Here is a 15998-nt window from a genome sequence, read left to right as displayed (position 1 = left end):
CTTCGCAGCTCGCGGGGACCTGCCGTCCGGCCCGCTTGCTAACCTCCGATGATGTGATATCCACCGTCTACATAAATTACTTCTCCGGTAATCCCGCGTGACAGATGGCTCATCAGGAACATCGCCGTATCGCCGACCTCAGCGGTATCCGTAGTGCGCCGAAGCGGCGCCTTCTCCTCCACGATACGCAGAATCGAGTTGAAATCGCTGATGCCTTTGGCAGCCAAGGTGCGGATCGGTCCGGCCGATACGGCGTTCACCCGGATGTTGTCCGGACCGAGGTCGCTCGCCAGATAGCGCACCGAAGCCTCAAGCGCCGCTTTCGCCACACCCATTACGTTATAATTGCGCATGACGCGCTCCGCGCCCATATACGTCATGGTGATAATGGAGCCGCCCTCGGTCATGAGAGGATGCAGCCGCTGGGCGACCGCAACCAGCGAGTAGGCGCTGATATCATGCGCCAGCGCAAAGCCCGAGCGCGAAGTGTCGGCAAAGCGGCCTTCGAGGTCCTCTCCTTTGGCGAAGGCGATGCTGTGCACAATGCCGTGCAGCACGCCAAAGCTCTCTTTCAGATCCTCCGCCAGCTTGTCGATCTCCTCATCAACCGTAACGTTGCACGGCAGAATCACTGAACCGGGAATAGTCTCGGCCAGCTTGCGCACCCGTCCTTCCACACGTTCGCTTTCATATGTAAAGGCAAGGCGCGCTCCTTGTTCCGACAGGCTTTTGGCAATCGCCCAGGCGATGCTGCGATCGTTCGCCACGCCCATCACAACAATATTTTTTCCGGTCAGCAGTTCTCCCATTTTATCTGCTCCTTTAATTGTTAAATTTTGCGGATAAATCAAAGTTTCCTTCAAAGTACCTCATTTGCGGCCACTTATCAAGTCAGACAAGACATAAATCTATGCCTCGATAATGATGCTTGCTCCGTCAAGGACGGTGATTCCGCTTTCTATACCTTCCAGTCCTTTAAGCGTCTTCATTAGCCCAAACAGCGCCCCATCCTTCGCCTTGGCTTCGAGAGCCCCCGGAAGTGCTGAACGAACCGCTCCGCCGCCGAAGACTTATCCCCGTAGGCTCCGCCGATATGAATGTTGTTCTTGGCCGTTGCCGGAAGATCCATGGCCAGCAGCATGTCCGTATGATGCCGGAGATCGCGTATGGAACTGGCCAGCACCTCGGGACGGGGAGTACTCAGGACAGTAAAATGATCGGGATGGAAAGACGCCCTTATCCCGTTCTTCTTGATATAACGGCCAACTTCGGCAAAATCATCGGCCAGCGCGGCAAACGGATTCCAATCCCGCAGCTCCGGGTGGGTAGCCAGCGGAACCAGCTTCGAGGTCATCCGGTATACCTTTATGTCCGGGCGCCCGGTTATGCCTCAGCAGTCTGAGCGTATTATGCAAATTGCCTCTGGCAATCGACTCCAGGCGGCGAATCGCCGCCTCGCGGTCTCGCAGCTTGCTGAATGAAGCCAGCGTCATCGTCTTGGATGGTGAACAATCTTTAATGACGGTGGACATCGCGACATAGCCGAAGCGGACGATCATTCCCGCTCCCCGAAGAACATCTCATCGGCCAGCGCCGTCTGTACTCTCGATTCTTCGTCGTTCAACTTGCGGACAAGCTCCATCTCGACCGCAGTGACTTCATGGCCCTGGAAGTTGATTTCCGCGATAGACGCGGAGATTTTAACGATAGCCACGGCAATGTTGTCCGGCGTATAGGCAATAACCTTCTGTCCGGTCGGAAAGATGCGGAACCCCTGCTTCAGCATTTTACAGCGTCCGTATTCCAGCAGTTCGTACAGCTCCTGCTCATTCTTGAATTTGCATACCGAATTAAACTCCGTTTGAAATCCCATAATCCCTTCTCCTTTCCGGCCGGATGATCCGCCTATTGTTTATTATTGCTCGTTATCATATTTCAAGCCCTGCTTAAGCTGATACCGCTCGAACGCGAGCGCGATCATGCGGTCCAGCAGCGCCTGGTAGGATAGGCCCGTCTCGCGCCACAAGAGCGGATACATGCTGAACGGCGTGAAGCCGGGCATCGTGTTGATCTCGTTAATCAAAATTCTGCCGTCGGATTTGCGAAGGAAGAAATCGACCCGCGCAATGCCGCTGACCTGAATGGCCCGGAAAGCAACCAGCGCCATCTCCCGCAGACGTTCGGCGATTTCGGGATCGACGGAGGCCGGAATCAGTATTTGCGATTTGCCGTCAATGTATTTCGCCGCGTAATCGTAATATTCGCCGGAGGACACGATTTCCCCGGGAACAGACGCCTCGGGCTCGTCATTGCCCAGCACGCCGACCTCCAGTTCGCTCCCTTCAATGAATTCCTCGACAAGAACCTTGGTATCGTAACGGAAGGCGGTCTCAACCGCTTTGATCAGGCTCTCCTTATCTACGGCTTTGGAGATGCCGACGCTGGAGCCCAGGTTGGCCGGCTTCACAAATATCGGATAGCCGAGTTTATCCTCGATTCCGACGATCAGATCGTGGCTCTTGCTCTTCCAGATGGCGGCATTAAAATAACCGTACCGGCACTGCTCAAGCCTCGCTTCCGCGAACAGCTTCTTCATGACGACTTTGTCCATGCCCGCCGCCGAGGCCAGCACTCCCGCGCCGATATAAGGAATATTAGCCATCTCGAACAAGCCTTGAATCGTTCCGTCTTCTCCATTTGTGCCGTGAAGCAGCGGGAACATCACGTCGACCACACTTTCACCGCCGAGTCCGCTGAATACGGCGTTCAGCGCCGCGCCCGTGTCTCCGGGCACTCCTTCCAGCTTAAGCTGCTCCAGATGGCTGAACGGAGCTGCAAGCTTCTCACCGAACTTCCACAACCCCTGCTTCGTAATATAAAAAGGGAGAATATCATATTTAACGTAGTCGAAAGCGTTCATCACGGCAAAAGCGGTCTGCAGCGATATTTCATGTTCTCCCGATTTGCCGCCGTACACCAGACCCACTGTCAGTTTTGCATTGTCCATTCCTTAACCTCTTTCCGGATTATAGATAATCGTTAATGTGAAAAAAACGGTACGCCGTTCTCTCGGTCCAGGCATAGGAATCGCGATAGTCCCAGAAGCGATGGCGGCTCGGCACCGTATGCGCATTGACGAGCGGCATGCCGCCCGCGTCAAAGGCCGTAACGATCGTGCTGTGCTGAAAGCGTCCGTCTCCGTCCCAGTCGTACTGGATGACGTCTCCAAGCATCAGCTGTTCGGGCCGCTCTACGGTTTCCGCGCGAAGGCCATTGCGGCGTTCCCCGTCCAAATAGCGGCGCAGACTGTCAGAGACAGCCCAACTGAAGCTCCACCCTTCCTGATTGCCGACATAGCCTTTATACCACCAGCCCGTTTCTCTTTTACCAGTATAGTTGATCGGTGCCCCCCCTGCAAAGAGACATTGGGAGACATAATTCGTACAATCCACGGCGAATGTTTCAAATTCCGGATTGTTCTCGTTCCACCACCGGTCCGCATACGCCGCTGCGTCTTCCCGGCGGTACCGGACATCGCGGACGGAAGGGCCCAGCACCCTGCGGCTTAGCAGCGGCCCGGGAAAAGTCGGCGCTTCAAGGCCGGAGAGCTCCGCCGGAGACGCTATAGCGCCTTTCCGTGGAACCTTCTCCGGAATATCCCGCTCCACACCGGCGATAGTCCACCCGGTACTTCCATTGGCATTCGCAAAGGTCAGGCGTTCCCGCTCCACTTTGTCTTCGCGGTGCGTGATACCGCCTTTTTCATAATAAAATGCGCTGTGCAGGGCAACTTCCGCTATAACGTCCCCCGAATCCCGCTGCGCCGTCCGCAGCACCTTGACCCCCGTCTCGCAGCGCCGGGGCGTGATCGCTCTATCGCTGTACCATTTCGCAATCCTCCGGCCCCGCTGCTGCTGCCCGAGCCGGATACCCGGTTCGCTTAAAGCGCCGGTGAAGACTTCCTCTTCGGGAACCACCCGGCTTTTGTTGCATTGATCGACATATACATACAGGCTTTGCTTCCATTTCTGATCCATTGCCCATTTTCGCCCCTTCCCGCACAGATACATGAGTCTGCCGAACTTACGAGTTACCCATAAGAAGAAACACCTGACGGCGTCTTTTCAAGACGCGGGTACGTTTCTCGTAAAAATAGAAGACCAAACGATAGGCGTGAAGCTTATAAAGTCTTATTTCAAGAAAATCGCCTAAAGCAAATTCCCGGGCAAAAGGCTGCGCTTCGCCAGGACAATATGCTGCTGTACTATATATATGAGGCAGGGCGGGCGGCTATACGGACAATAACCCCGTAAAGTGCTGTGATGGCCATGAAACTTAACTCATGTATTTTACGGGGAAGCAGCGCCGGAAAAGGAGCGGATTTTTCGAATAAAATGAGGGAAAAATCTTTACTCGCCCCCCTGTAACCGTTATACTTAATAGACAGAGTCGAATATGAAATGGAGTTTCAACAGATGAAACAAGGAGGCACATTCATGCCAAGCAAGGATAATTTCAATCTCGTTCGCTCGTTCACATCGGGCGGCCAAACGTACCGTTATTACGATCTTCAAGCCCTTGAACAGCAAGGACTCGGCAGCATCTCTTCCCTTCCGTTTTCCATTAAAGTGCTGCTTGAGGCCGCCGTCCGCCAGTTCGACGGAAGAGCCATTACGGAAGAGCATGTCAAGCAGCTGGCCGGATGGGCCGGCGACATCGACCGAGGCAAGGAAATCCCTTTCATTCCGGCGCGGATCGTGCTGCAGGATTTCACCGGCGTACCGGTGGTTGTAGACCTTGCGGCCATGCGGGATACTGTGAAAAAAGCCGGCGGCGATCCGAAGCAGATTAACCCGCTCGTGCCGGTCGACCTCGTTATCGACCATTCGGTTATGGTTGACGCCTTCGGCACCAAGGATGCGCTGGAATACAATATGAACGTTGAATTCGAACGCAATGAGGAACGCTACCGCTTCCTGCGCTGGGCGCAGACGGCATTCAACAATTTCCGCGCCGTTCCTCCGGCAACCGGCATCGTGCATCAGGTCAACCTGGAGTATCTTGCTTCGGTGGCAGCTGCAAAGACGGTTGACGGAGAGACGACCGTGTACCCGGATTCGCTGGTAGGCACGGACTCCCATACGACGATGATCAACGGTCTTGGCGTTGTAGGCTGGGGCGTTGGCGGTATCGAAGCGGAAGCGGGCATGCTGGGGCAGCCGCTCTATTTTGTAACCCCTGACGTTATCGGCTTCAAGCTGACGGGCAGTCTGGTGGAAGGCGCTACGGCAACCGATCTGGCGCTGACTGTTACTCAATTGCTGCGTAAAAAAGGCGTGGTCGGCAAATTCGTCGAATTCTACGGACCCGGCCTTGCGAATATCAGTCTGGCCGACCGGGCGACGGTCGCTAATATGGCGCCTGAATACGGCGCAACGATCGGCTTCTTCCCGGTGGACGACGAAACGCTCTCCTATCTGCGCAGCACGGGACGTCCCGATGAGCTGGTGGATCTGGTGGAGACGTATTACAAAGCCCAAGGCATGTTCCGTACGGCGGGCACGCCGGACCCGGTATTCAGCGATACGATCGAGCTGGATCTTGCCTCGGTTGTGCCGAGCTTAGCCGGACCGAAGCGTCCACAGGACCGGATCGAGCTTACGCATATGAAAGAGAACTTCGAAGGCATTATCCGCACGCCTGTCGATAAAGGCGGTTACGGCCTCAGCGACGAGAAAATCGCGCAAAAGGTCGAGCTTCTGCACAAAGACGGCAGCAAAAGCGAGCTGAGCACCGGCGCCGTCGTTATCGCGGCGATCACTAGCTGTACGAACACCTCCAATCCGAGCGTTATGCTTGGCGCGGGCCTGCTTGCCAAGAAGGCTGTGGAACGCGGCCTGACCAAGCCGGGCTATGTCAAGAGCAGCCTGACGCCGGGTTCGCTGGTCGTGACGGAATATCTGGAGAAGGCGGACCTGCTGAAGCCGCTGGAAGCGCTCGGCTTCTACGTGGCCGGCTACGGCTGCGCCACCTGTATCGGCAACTCCGGCCCGCTGCCGGATGAGGTTGCCCAGGCTGTTGCTGTAAACGATATGACCGTAGCATCCGTCATTTCCGGCAACCGGAACTTTGAAGGGCGCGTACACGCCCAGGTCAAGGCGAACTATCTCGCATCCCCGCCGCTGGTTGTAGCCTATGCGATCGCCGGGACGGTCAATATCGACCTGCAAAATGATCCGCTCGGTTACGATCCGCAGGGAGAGCCTGTATACCTGAAAGACATCTGGCCGACCAGCGCCGAGATCAGCGAAGCGATTAAATTGTCCGTCAGCCCGGAAATGTTCCGCCGCAAATACGAGCATGTCTTTACGGCCAACGAGCGCTGGAACGCGATTCCCGTTCCGGAAGGCGAGCTGTACGAATGGGACGAAAAGTCGACGTATATCCAGAACCCGCCGTTCTTCGAGCATCTGGCTGACGGTCTAGGCGACATCGAGAATATCGACGGCGCGCGCGTACTCGCCTTGCTCGGCGATTCCGTAACCACCGACCATATCTCGCCTGCGGGCAATATTACGACTTCCGGCCCCGCCGGCAAGTACCTGAGCGAGCACGGCGTGGAGCGCAAGGACTTCAATTCCTACGGTTCCCGCCGCGGCAACCATGAAGTCATGATGCGCGGAACGTTCGCCAATATCCGAATCCGCAACGCGGTCGCTCCGGGAACGGAAGGCGGCGTCACCACCTACCTGCCGAGCAACGAAGTGATGCCGATCTATGACGCTTCCATGCGCTATCAGGCGGCGAAGCAGAATCTGGTCGTCATTGCAGGCAAGGAATACGGCACGGGCAGCTCGCGCGACTGGGCGGCCAAGGGCACGTTCCTGCTGGGCGTCAAAGCCGTCATCGCCGAGAGCTTCGAGCGGATTCACCGCAGCAACCTTGTCGGCATGGGCGTGCTGCCGCTTCAGTTCCAGGAAGGCCAGAGCTGGAGCAGCCTGGGACTGACAGGCCGCGAAATCTTCGACATCACCGGCCTCAGCAATGACGTGCAGCCTGGACAAGAGCTGACGGTTACCACCACCCGTGAGGATGGCACCCAGTTCGAAATCCCGGTTACCGCACGGCTGGACAGTATGGTCGACGTCGATTACTACCGCAACGGCGGCATCCTGCAAACGGTGCTGCGCCAAATGCTGGCGGACGCGTCTCCTACTGCATCGGCAGCGGAATAATGTAAGGAACGGCGCGGGGTATATCCCGTGAGAAATATAAACGAACCCATACCCCACTGTATTAGTGGCGTTGGGTTCGTTTTTTAATGCAGGGCTTCAAATTACCCAATCCCAGATGAATTCCTGCGGGAACTCTTGCGGCGCCTGGCCTTTGATAATCAGTTCCGGGTTCTTTACGGTCACTTTCGCCCCGGCGGGCACGGACTTGAAGATGGAAACATTGCTGCCGATCACGACTCCTTTGCCGATGACGGTATCCCCGCCCAGAATGGATGCGCCGGAATATACCGTCACATCATCCTCAAGCGTCGGATGGCGCTTTTTCCCATACATCGAATGACCCTCCCGGAGCGATAAGGCTCCCAGCGTCACCCCGTGGTAAATCTTCACCCGATTACCGATCACCGTCGTTTCCCCGATTACCACCCCGGTACCATGGTCGATAAAGAAGGAACTGCCGATCTTCGCCCCCGGATGGATATCAATACCTGTGACGCTGTGCGCATATTCGGTCATAATTCGCGGAATAAGCGGGACAGACAGCACTTCCAGTTCATGGGCCATACGGTAGATCCCTACCGCGAATAAGCCGGGATAGGAGAAAATGATCTCGCTCAAATCATTGGCCGCCGGATCTCCGTCGAAAGCGATCTGGGCATCGGTGGCGAGCACACTTCGTATCCGGGGAATTTCCGCCAAAAATTGATGAATGATTTCCTCCGCCTCCGGTCTTACCTCTTGGGAGGAATGGGAATCCTGGCCCCTGCGGTACAGCAGAGAGCGTCCAATCTGGTCTGTCAGCTTCTCCTGAATCTGTATGAGAACAGAGCCAATATGATACTCCAATGTCTCGTCATTCAAGTCCTGCTTGCCGAAATAACCGGGGAACAGCAATTCCCAAACCAAATGTATGCTCTCAATAACCAGCTTGCGGCTTGGAAGAAGCGAATAATCCAGCAAAGGATTAATCGGCTGTTCCCGGTAGCTGGCCGCAATCTCCGCAACGAGACGGTTCATTCGGTTGTCATTAATACTGCTCAAGACTCACCCTCCTTTACCCCTGCTTCAACGACATCGTCCGGCGCCGGAAATGATAAGGAATGGACTGCGGCCTGTCCGCCGTTCCCGGTACACTTCAGCTATGCTTCAACTTCAACAGCACAGAAGTCAAGGCATCAATTTCCCCGCAGGTGTTATAGAGTGCCAGCGATGGTCTTACCGCGCTCTCAAGCCCGAATCTGCGGAGAATCGGCTGGGCGCAGTGATGACCCGAACGAACGGCGATCCCTTCATTGCTAAGGGCCTTGCCGACCTCTTCTGTCGTAAACCCTGAGAGAACGAAGGACAGGACGCCCGCTTTTTCCTTTGCCGTGCCGATGAGCCGAAGCCCAGGGACGCGGGAAAGCGATTCTATGCCGTACTCCAGCAGGAAATGCTCATAGCGGTTAATAACATCCAGACCGATCGAGGAGACGTAATCCAGCGCCGCGCCAAGCCCGACCGCATCCGCAATATTTCCGGTTCCCGCTTCAAAACGGGCCGGGGCCGGGTGAACAATAGTCTTCTCGAACGTTACATCCACGATCATATTGCCTCCGCCCTGGTAGGGACGCATGGCTTCGAGCGCTTCGGGTTTGCCGTAAAGTACGCCGATTCCCGTGGGACCAAATACTTTATGACCCGAGAACACGTAAAAATCGGCATCGAGCGCCTGAACGTCCACTTTCAAGTGGGAGACGGCTTGCGCACCGTCAACCAGCACTTTGGCGCCATAGCGGTGGGCCAGACTGACCATCTCCGCTACCGGAGTAACCGTACCAAGCGCGTTGGATACATGGGTCAGAGAGACGAACTTCGTCCGGGAACTCAGCAGCTTTGCATATTCGTCCAGCAGAATTTGTCCGCTCTCATCGACAGGAGCGACACGGAGCTTCGCCCCGGTCTCCTCGCAGACCAATTGCCAGGGTACGATGTTGGCGTGATGCTCAAGCCACGTAATGAGAATCTCATCGTCTTTCTGCAAATGATGTCTGACGTAGCTGCTTGCGACCAGATTGATTCCCTCCGTCGCTCCCCGGACGAACACGATTTCCTGCGCCGAAGGAGCGTTCAGAAACCGGGCCGCCTTCTCGCGGGCGGCCTCGTAAGCGTCCGTAGAGCGCGCCGCCAACTCGTGAGCGGCCCGGTGAATATTGGAATTTTCATGCTCATAATAGTACTTGATCCGCTCGATAACCTGCCGGGGCTTGTGGGTCGTCGCGGCATTGTCCAGCCACACCAGATTTTTGCCATTCACCTTCTCCGCCAGAATCGGAAAATCATTCCTAACCGCGTTTACATCAAACGACCCGAAGGATAGCGAAGGAGCTGAAACGGCGGACGGAGCATGGCTGCTGGGCAAGAACTCAACCGACGGAGCATAGCTGCCCGGCAAAGAGCTTGTCCTTTCACTGTCCGACTCAAACGCACCGGGAATCGCCCGCAGAAAGTCCGCTTCGGTCCATAATCCATTGTACGATTGCGCCGCAGGAGAAATCTCCTGTACGGACGGAGCAAAGGCTGGAGACGAAGGAACCGTATTCTGGACAGACGGTGCAAATTCCGGAGCGGCGGAAGCGGCTTCAGCCGCTTCCCCGGATGAAAATTCCGGAAAGTATGCACTCGCCAGCGCCGCCAGGACGGATGGGTCCGGAAGGGATGGATGGTTGCTATTCGTAGTCATAGTAGTTACCTACATCCACATCTTCCAGTACCCCTACCGCGTCATCCGCAAGAATCGCAACGGAGCAGTACAAGGAGAGGAGATACGAGCCGATGCCCTGCTTGTCGATGCCCGTAAACCGGACCGAAAGCCCGCGTGACTGCTCGCCCGGAAGACCGGTTTGGTATAAGCCGAGAACGCCCTGCTTATTTTCTCCGGTGCGAACCAGCAGAATATTCGTTTTGCCCGCCTGGCCTTTCGGGTTCTTATGACCGTCGACGAACAGCTTGTCCGTAGGAATAATAGGGATGCCTCTCCAGGTTAAAAAATGCGAACCAAAGATCTGCACCGTTTGCGGCGGAACGCCGCGTCTTGTGCATTCCCGGCCGATGGCCGCGATAGCCCGAGGGTGAGCCAGGAAATAGGAAGGCTCTTTCCATACCTTGGAGATCAATTCGTCCAGATCATCCGGCGTCGGCGCACCGTTGCGTGTCTGGATGCGCTGGGAAGGCGCCGCATTTTTCAAAAGACCGTAATCATCGCTGTTGATGAGCTGGCTTTCCTGCCTTTCCTTGATGCTCTCAATGGCAAGTCGTAATTGTTCCTGAATCTGGTTGAAGGGGCTGCTGTATATGTCCGATACGCGGGTATTGACGTTTATAATCGTCGAAATGGAATTCAGCACGTATTCGCGCGGGCTTGTACTATAATCGACAAAGCCTTCGGTAATATTCGACGTATCGCCGGTGCTGCACAAAATATCAAGCGGCGTATCGCCTTCCTGCACTTTGTTAAGCCGGTAAATCCCGGTTTCAAGTCCCTTCCATTCGAACAGCCTTGTGATCCAGCGCGGTGTAAGGGCATCGAATTGCGGTGCAGATTTAGTAACATTTGCCAGTTGATAAGCTGCCGACGAACCGAGCGCCGGTACGGCCAGATTGCCATTGTCTTGTTCGGCCATAGTAAATCCCCCTTAAGTCATATAATGATGAAAAATATATAATAAGGCCCATCGCCGGAACGATATGTACTTACTTTCAAGAGCGATACGGTAAAGTCCGCGCCTAACCAACCGGTCCGGCGACCTTCCATGCTCGCGTGCATAAGCGCATTGTTTCGGCAATGGGCCTACTATAATGAGTTTTATAAGTCAGATATTCATCAGTACTGCGCAATCCGGGGATCTATTTCCTGAGCCCATGCGTTCATGCCGTCTTTCAAATTCAGCAGTTTGCCGGTATAGCCGGAATCCCGTAAAGTACGAATCGCCATCACGCTGCGCTGGCCGATTTTACATATGACAATCGTATCCCGCTCGGGATCAAGCTCCGCTTTCCGGCGAACGATCTGGCCGAAAGGAATGGCTTTCGTTCCTGGCAGCTTCCCAATCGCAAGCTCATGAGGCTCCCGGATGTCCAGGATTTGCACCCCTTCCCCGTTATCAAAGCGTCTTTTCAGCTCGGCAGCCGTAATTTCCTCGATTGGCTCTTCTTCATCAGGCTTCTTCAAACCGCAAAATTCTTCATAATCAATAGGGGATGTAATGGTAGGATGCGTTCCGCAAATGGGGCAGTTCGTGTCCTTGCTGAGCTTAAGCTCCCGAAACTTCATCTTCAGCGCGTCGAACAGCAGCAGCCGATTGATTAGAGGTTCACCTTTGCCAAGGAGCAGCTTGATCGTTTCATTCGCCTGGATGCAGCCGATGATACCGGGAAGAACGCCGAGTATCCCGCCTTCCGAGCAAGTGGGAACAAGTCCGGCTGGAGGCGGCTCCGGATACAGACAGCGGTAACAGGCTCCTTCCTGCGCATAGAACACGCTGACCTGCCCTTCGAACCGGAATACGGAGCCGTACACATTCGGCTTGCCCAATAAAACGCAGGCGTCATTGACCAAATATCGTGTCGGGAAATTATCCGTTCCATCCACGACCACATCGTAATCCTTGATAATGTCGAGGGCGTTCTGACTGGACAGTCTCTGCTCGATGGCAATGACGTTTACTTTCGGGTTAATGCTCTTGATCCGGTCCTTTGCGGACGCGATCTTCGGTCTGCCGATATCGCGCGTGCCGTGAATAATCTGCCGCTGCAAATTCGTCTCATCCACGAAGTCGAAATCGACAATGCCGAGCGTGCCGACGCCAGCGGCGGCCAAATACATGGCGATCGGCGCGCCCAGCCCTCCGGTGCCGATCAGCAGAACCCGGCTCTTTTTGAGGATGCGCTGCCCTTCCACGCCAACCTCCGGCAAAATAAGATGCCGGCTGTACCGGGTAATTTCGTCTTTGGTCAGTTCGGGAAGCCCGTCAAGGTCCGGGCTCTGGGCTCCTTCCGTTTCAGCCGGCGAGCCGCCGGCAATGGAAGGCACAAGCATTACGTCGTCTCCATCCGACAAGGCTGTCTGCAGACCGTTCTTTTGCCGGATATCCTCTTCATTCACATAGATATTCACATAGCTGCGAAGCTGGCCTTGATCATTAAACAAATGCCGCCGAAGATCGACAAATTGTTCGGTTAGAGCAGCCAGCGCCTCTTCAACCGTGGCCGCCTCCACGCCAATTTCCGACAAACCGTCCGTAAAAGAGCGCAGGGCGGTAGGAATAAGCAAACTTACTGTCATACGGCTAATCCTCCCTATTAATAGTTTCAGAATGGAACGCGGAACGGTCACTGTTCAGCTCCCAGGAAGTCAATTCTCCCGCCCGCCCCCCCGCAACCGCGACAATCAGGTAGGAGTAGGTCGGCCAGGCATGCTCCAAGTCGAACGCGGAGGGACGAGCGGGATGATCAGGATGCGAGTGATAGAAGCCGAGAACGTCCAGCTTATGCTTTCGGGCGTACAACTCGCTTCTCATGATATCCTCCGAGGTGATAAGGAAGCGGTTATGCCTGGCCTGCTCTTCCCGCGAATTGGAAATCGGAAGCAGTTCGCTTACTACCTTCGACTGATCCTCGCCCAATCTCCCGAACACAATACCGCAGCACTCGTGCGGGTAATCCTCCTCGGCGTGTTTATTGATTTGGCCGATATGCTCCTGCTTCAGATGGATCATGTGGCATCTCCCCTTGTCCACAGCTCGTCGCTTAAATATCGAAGCCCGCTGTCGCATAAAATGGTAACGACAACTGATCCGGGAGGAACGGTCGCAGCCAGCTTCAGCGCGGCATGCACATTGGCCCCGGAGCTGATTCCGACCAGCAGCCCTTCTTCCCGCGCCAGCCTGCGCGTCATGGCGTACGCTTCCTCGGTTTCAACCTCAATCAGCCCGTCGGCTACCGTCTGGTCGTAAATTCCCGGCTTAAGCGTCGTTGCCAGATGCTTCATTCCCTCTAGTCCGTGCAGAGGCGAATCCGGCTGCATCGCTACGGTTTGGATTACGGGATTCAATTCCTTCAATCTTCTGGAGGTTCCGATAAAAGTTCCCGACGTGCCCATGCCGGCGATAAAATGAGTAACCTTATGATCCGTCTGTTCCCAGATTTCCGGCGCAGTCGTCTCGTAGTGCGCTTTCCAGTTCGCATCATTATTGTATTGATCGGGATAAAAATACCGGTCCGCCTCAAGCTCTGCTATCCGCTTGGCTTCAAGCTGCGCGCCATCCGAGCTTTGCAGCGGGTCCGTCTCGATAATTTCCGCGCGATAAGCCCGCAGAATCCGCTTGCGTTCGACATTCGCGTTACCCGGAAGGCACAGGGTCACTTTGTACCCGAGAGCCGCGCCGATCATTGCGTAGGCAATGCCGGTATTGCCGCTCGTCCCGTCGATGATGGATTTCTCCTTGGTCAATTGCCCCGACTGGATTCCCTGCAAAATCATGGCCTTTGCGGCGCGGTCCTTGACCGAACCGCTCGGATTAAGCTGCTCGGCCTTCACATACACGCTTACGTCCGTTCGCCCCAGATCCTTCGTCACATTCACAAGACGTATAAGCGGTGTATTGCCGATAGATTCAATAATTCCATATTGGTTATTTGCCAATGTGAAGTCCCCTAACCTGCTGGCTATTTGGCCAGTTTCTCCGCAACTACACCATGTCCAACTATTCCGAGCAATATTGTAGGAATAAGTTGATTTCATTATAGCAGTTCGACTTTTTTCTGTCTAGCCGCTTCTTTGAAAAAAGACATTTTCCCCTTCGAATAGACAAGCTGCAAGCCCCTCCTGTTGAATCGTACTGTCGTGGCCGGTATCCTCCGCTACTCAGGTTTCAAGGGCCAAGATAATACGTCGCATACAAAAAAGGCGCAGGATTCCGATGTTCGGACCCACGCCTTTCTTTAGCTTCTTGGTATGATTGGCAGAATAATTGAAGAAGGATGTTCTGCATCATGAAAAATGGTTTGCCGAGCGATCACAACATCCTTAGCCTGATCCTCGCCGAAATTTCTGCCAGTGTTGGGATTTCGATCCCAACGCGGGAAATTACTGCTCGTTATATCCAAGCGGATTCGATGCCCTTTTTTGAATAAATTGCTTGTTGACCATAAATCGATTTCATATAAATAAGCTATTCCAGGCTCGATTAAGCTCGGAGCCACTCCTTCAGCAGCATTCCGATAACGGGCACGTATAATTCCATCGGTTAGATTTTGTGCATACCCACCCGGATGAACATCTACCAATCGCGCGACAAAGTCCGTATCTAACGCACTTGAACTTGCCCACAGTTTCACTTTAACCGGTCCTGTCACTTCTACGTCTTCTTCTAATACAGGAGTTGTATAAACTAATACGTCATCGCGTGACTCAATCTCTCTCTGATCGAATACACCACTGTTAAAATCGGATGGCATCATGATCGCTCCGCCTTTAGTGATGACCGGATTCAAGGGATCATATGTATAATGATCGGGTTCCTCTTGATCTGGTGAGATTGTGCTAAGTACTCCATCACCTTGAAGCGTATTCGCATGTCCTTGGCCATGCAAGTAGTACGGAGTAAAATTCGTCCGAGCAAGCGGCCATTCATATTCATCGCGCCAAACATTCTCGCCCATCACAAATAGCTTAATTGGTGCTTCACTGAAGATACCGGTGTCGTTTCCTTTTAAGAAATGATCAAACCATCGCAACTGAAGTCCGACCAAATCCACAACAGCGGAATGAGCAGCCAAGCCAAAATTTATTTCGCCAGCTTGATGACTGTGGTCCAAATGCTGCCAAGGCCCGATGACTAATTTGCTCTGTCGAGCTTCCGAACTACCGCCTTTGTTACGCATTTGCAAAAAGTTTTCAATGGTTCCTTGCAAGAATATATCGTACCACCCGGCAATGTTAAGTGTAGGCAGTGTGAACTTGTTATACTTCCCCTTTAACGATAACGCATCCACATAATCTTGATCCATGCCGCGCTCAAAATGTTCAAGTGTGGAGGGAGCCACTTTATTTCGGGCAAAAGGCGCAAAATTTTTCAGTGGCAGTGCTTTAATCTCCGTTTTTAGTTGATCAATATCTGAAATTAACTGCTTCGAGGCAATAGCTCGTTCTTGCTCATTCGAATAAAGTCTTGAGATCGTGTCCAGTTGCATTCCTAATTGCCAATAGGACAATAAACCGAGTTCAAGCGCTCCACCCCGGTACATTAATCCATCGAAGGGATCACTCCAAGAAAATGAAGGAGTAGCTGCTTTGAGTTCCCGTGGATTCTGCAGCATGCCTGCCCACTGCACGAATGCGGAATAGGACTCGCCAAACATACCGACTTCACCATTGCTAAAGGGTAGTGTGCTTGCCCAGTGGATGGTCTCAAAGGTATCAGAAGCTTCTTGTTTAGTGGTCAAGATAAGCTCCCATTCTCCTTCAGAAGCCCATCTTCCCCTTGTATCTTGAACGATGACCACATATCCCTGCCGAACTGCACGAGAAATATCGTATAATCCAAAGGAAATGGGGGGGACATCTTTATTATATGGATGGCGATGGAGTAGTACGGGCCACTTTCCTTCCTGATTGGGCCGATAAATATTAGCACGCAACACGATTCCATCTCTTATTTCAACGGGAACATTAAATTCTGCAATCATCTGCTTTTCCAAAGGATTTGTCATATCAAACGCTCC

Annotated in this window: 12 protein-coding genes and 1 pseudogene; 1 reads left to right on the top strand and 12 read right to left on the bottom strand. The window is 53.9% G+C overall.

The features are described from left to right. Positions 1 to 38 precede the first annotated feature (38 nt). The 5 genes and pseudogenes from fabI to VK70_RS25400 all read right to left on the bottom strand — a co-directional run bounded on the left by fabI (position 39) and on the right by VK70_RS25400 (position 4037). The gene (gene fabI / locus VK70_RS25420) at positions 39 to 809 is read right to left on the bottom strand and encodes an enoyl-ACP reductase FabI (protein WP_025694492.1); all 771 of its coding nucleotides are present in this window, start codon (positions 807 to 809) and stop codon (positions 39 to 41) included. A 218-nt stretch (positions 810 to 1027) separates the two neighbouring features. Beyond that, a pseudogene (gene uvsE / locus VK70_RS25415) lies at positions 1028 to 1559 on the bottom strand (UV DNA damage repair endonuclease UvsE); the annotation flags it as partial. Beyond that, positions 1556 to 1873 carry a hypothetical protein gene (locus VK70_RS25410; protein ID WP_025688501.1) on the bottom strand — a complete coding sequence of 106 codons (318 nt, stop codon included), beginning with the start codon at positions 1871 to 1873 and terminating at the stop codon, positions 1556 to 1558. The gene VK70_RS25410 and the pseudogene uvsE, both read right to left, overlap by 4 nt. A gap of 42 nt (positions 1874 to 1915) precedes the next feature. Then, entirely contained in the window at positions 1916 to 3007 is a 1092-nt protein-coding gene (locus tag VK70_RS25405; RefSeq protein ID WP_025694490.1) for a D-alanine--D-alanine ligase, read from the bottom strand. Positions 3008 to 3026: 19 nt separating this feature from the next. Beyond that, complete coding sequence (locus tag VK70_RS25400; protein ID WP_025694489.1) at positions 3027 to 4037, bottom strand: amidase domain-containing protein; 1011 nt, start codon at positions 4035 to 4037, stop codon at positions 3027 to 3029. A gap of 459 nt (positions 4038 to 4496) precedes the next feature. On the opposite strand from VK70_RS25400, the gene acnA reads away from it, so the two are divergent. Beyond that, positions 4497 to 7235, top strand: a complete 2739-nt coding sequence (gene acnA / locus VK70_RS25395; RefSeq protein ID WP_025694488.1) for an aconitate hydratase AcnA — start codon at positions 4497 to 4499, stop codon at positions 7233 to 7235. Between the two features lie 96 nt (positions 7236 to 7331). On the opposite strand, the gene VK70_RS25390 is transcribed toward acnA, so the two are convergent. The 7 genes from VK70_RS25390 to VK70_RS25360 form a co-directional block, all read right to left on the bottom strand. Beyond that, on the bottom strand, positions 7332 to 8276 hold the full coding sequence (locus VK70_RS25390) for a serine O-acetyltransferase (protein ID WP_025694487.1): 945 nt from the start codon (positions 8274 to 8276) through the stop codon (positions 7332 to 7334). Positions 8277 to 8370: 94 nt separating this feature from the next. After that, entirely contained in the window at positions 8371 to 9957 is a 1587-nt protein-coding gene (locus VK70_RS25385) for a family 2A encapsulin nanocompartment cargo protein cysteine desulfurase (RefSeq protein ID WP_025694486.1), read from the bottom strand. Next, positions 9944 to 10897 (bottom strand): family 2A encapsulin nanocompartment shell protein, encoded by a 954-nt coding sequence (locus tag VK70_RS25380; RefSeq protein ID WP_025694485.1) that lies wholly within the window; start codon positions 10895 to 10897, stop codon positions 9944 to 9946. The genes VK70_RS25385 and VK70_RS25380 overlap by 14 nt, the downstream gene beginning before the upstream one ends. Positions 10898 to 11097: 200 nt before the next feature. Then, on the bottom strand, positions 11098 to 12558 hold the full coding sequence (moeB, locus tag VK70_RS25375; RefSeq protein ID WP_025694484.1) for a molybdopterin-synthase adenylyltransferase MoeB: 1461 nt from the start codon (positions 12556 to 12558) through the stop codon (positions 11098 to 11100). Between the two features lie 4 nt (positions 12559 to 12562). After that, on the bottom strand, positions 12563 to 12991 hold the full coding sequence (locus VK70_RS25370; RefSeq protein ID WP_025694483.1) for a M67 family metallopeptidase: 429 nt from the start codon (positions 12989 to 12991) through the stop codon (positions 12563 to 12565). Then, positions 12988 to 13917: a PLP-dependent cysteine synthase family protein gene (locus tag VK70_RS25365; protein ID WP_036638916.1), complete on the bottom strand. Its 930-nt coding sequence runs from the start codon at positions 13915 to 13917 to the stop codon at positions 12988 to 12990. Before VK70_RS25365 ends, VK70_RS25370 begins: the two co-directional genes overlap by 4 nt. 299 nt (positions 13918 to 14216) lie before the next feature. Continuing rightward, positions 14217 to 15986: a CocE/NonD family hydrolase gene (locus tag VK70_RS25360; protein WP_051504990.1), complete on the bottom strand. Its 1770-nt coding sequence runs from the start codon at positions 15984 to 15986 to the stop codon at positions 14217 to 14219. Positions 15987 to 15998: the final 12 nt, after the last annotated feature.

It is taken from the genome of Paenibacillus durus ATCC 35681, assembly GCF_000993825.1.
Lineage (GTDB): Bacteria > Bacillota > Bacilli > Paenibacillales > Paenibacillaceae > Paenibacillus_AQ > Paenibacillus_AQ durus_B.
Note: the sequence above shows the minus strand (reverse complement) of the source record. Positions and strands in the feature narration are given on the sequence as shown.

Coding starts and splice junctions, on each gene's coding strand:
- VK70_RS25370 (WP_025694483.1), bottom strand. CDS start 12,991: ATGATCCATCTGAAGCAGGAGCATATCGGCCAAATCAATAAACACGCC.
- VK70_RS25360 (WP_051504990.1), bottom strand. CDS start 15,986: ATGACAAATCCTTTGGAAAAGCAGATGATTGCAGAATTTAATGTTCCC.
- VK70_RS25380 (WP_025694485.1), bottom strand. CDS start 10,897: ATGGCCGAACAAGACAATGGCAATCTGGCCGTACCGGCGCTCGGTTCG.
- fabI (WP_025694492.1), bottom strand. CDS start 809: ATGGGAGAACTGCTGACCGGAAAAAATATTGTTGTGATGGGCGTGGCG.
- moeB (WP_025694484.1), bottom strand. CDS start 12,558: ATGACAGTAAGTTTGCTTATTCCTACCGCCCTGCGCTCTTTTACGGAC.
- VK70_RS25410 (WP_025688501.1), bottom strand. CDS start 1,873: ATGGGATTTCAAACGGAGTTTAATTCGGTATGCAAATTCAAGAATGAG.
- acnA (WP_025694488.1), top strand. CDS start 4,497: ATGCCAAGCAAGGATAATTTCAATCTCGTTCGCTCGTTCACATCGGGC.
- VK70_RS25400 (WP_025694489.1), bottom strand. CDS start 4,037: ATGGATCAGAAATGGAAGCAAAGCCTGTATGTATATGTCGATCAATGC.
- VK70_RS25385 (WP_025694486.1), bottom strand. CDS start 9,957: ATGACTACGAATAGCAACCATCCATCCCTTCCGGACCCATCCGTCCTG.
- VK70_RS25405 (WP_025694490.1), bottom strand. CDS start 3,007: ATGGACAATGCAAAACTGACAGTGGGTCTGGTGTACGGCGGCAAATCG.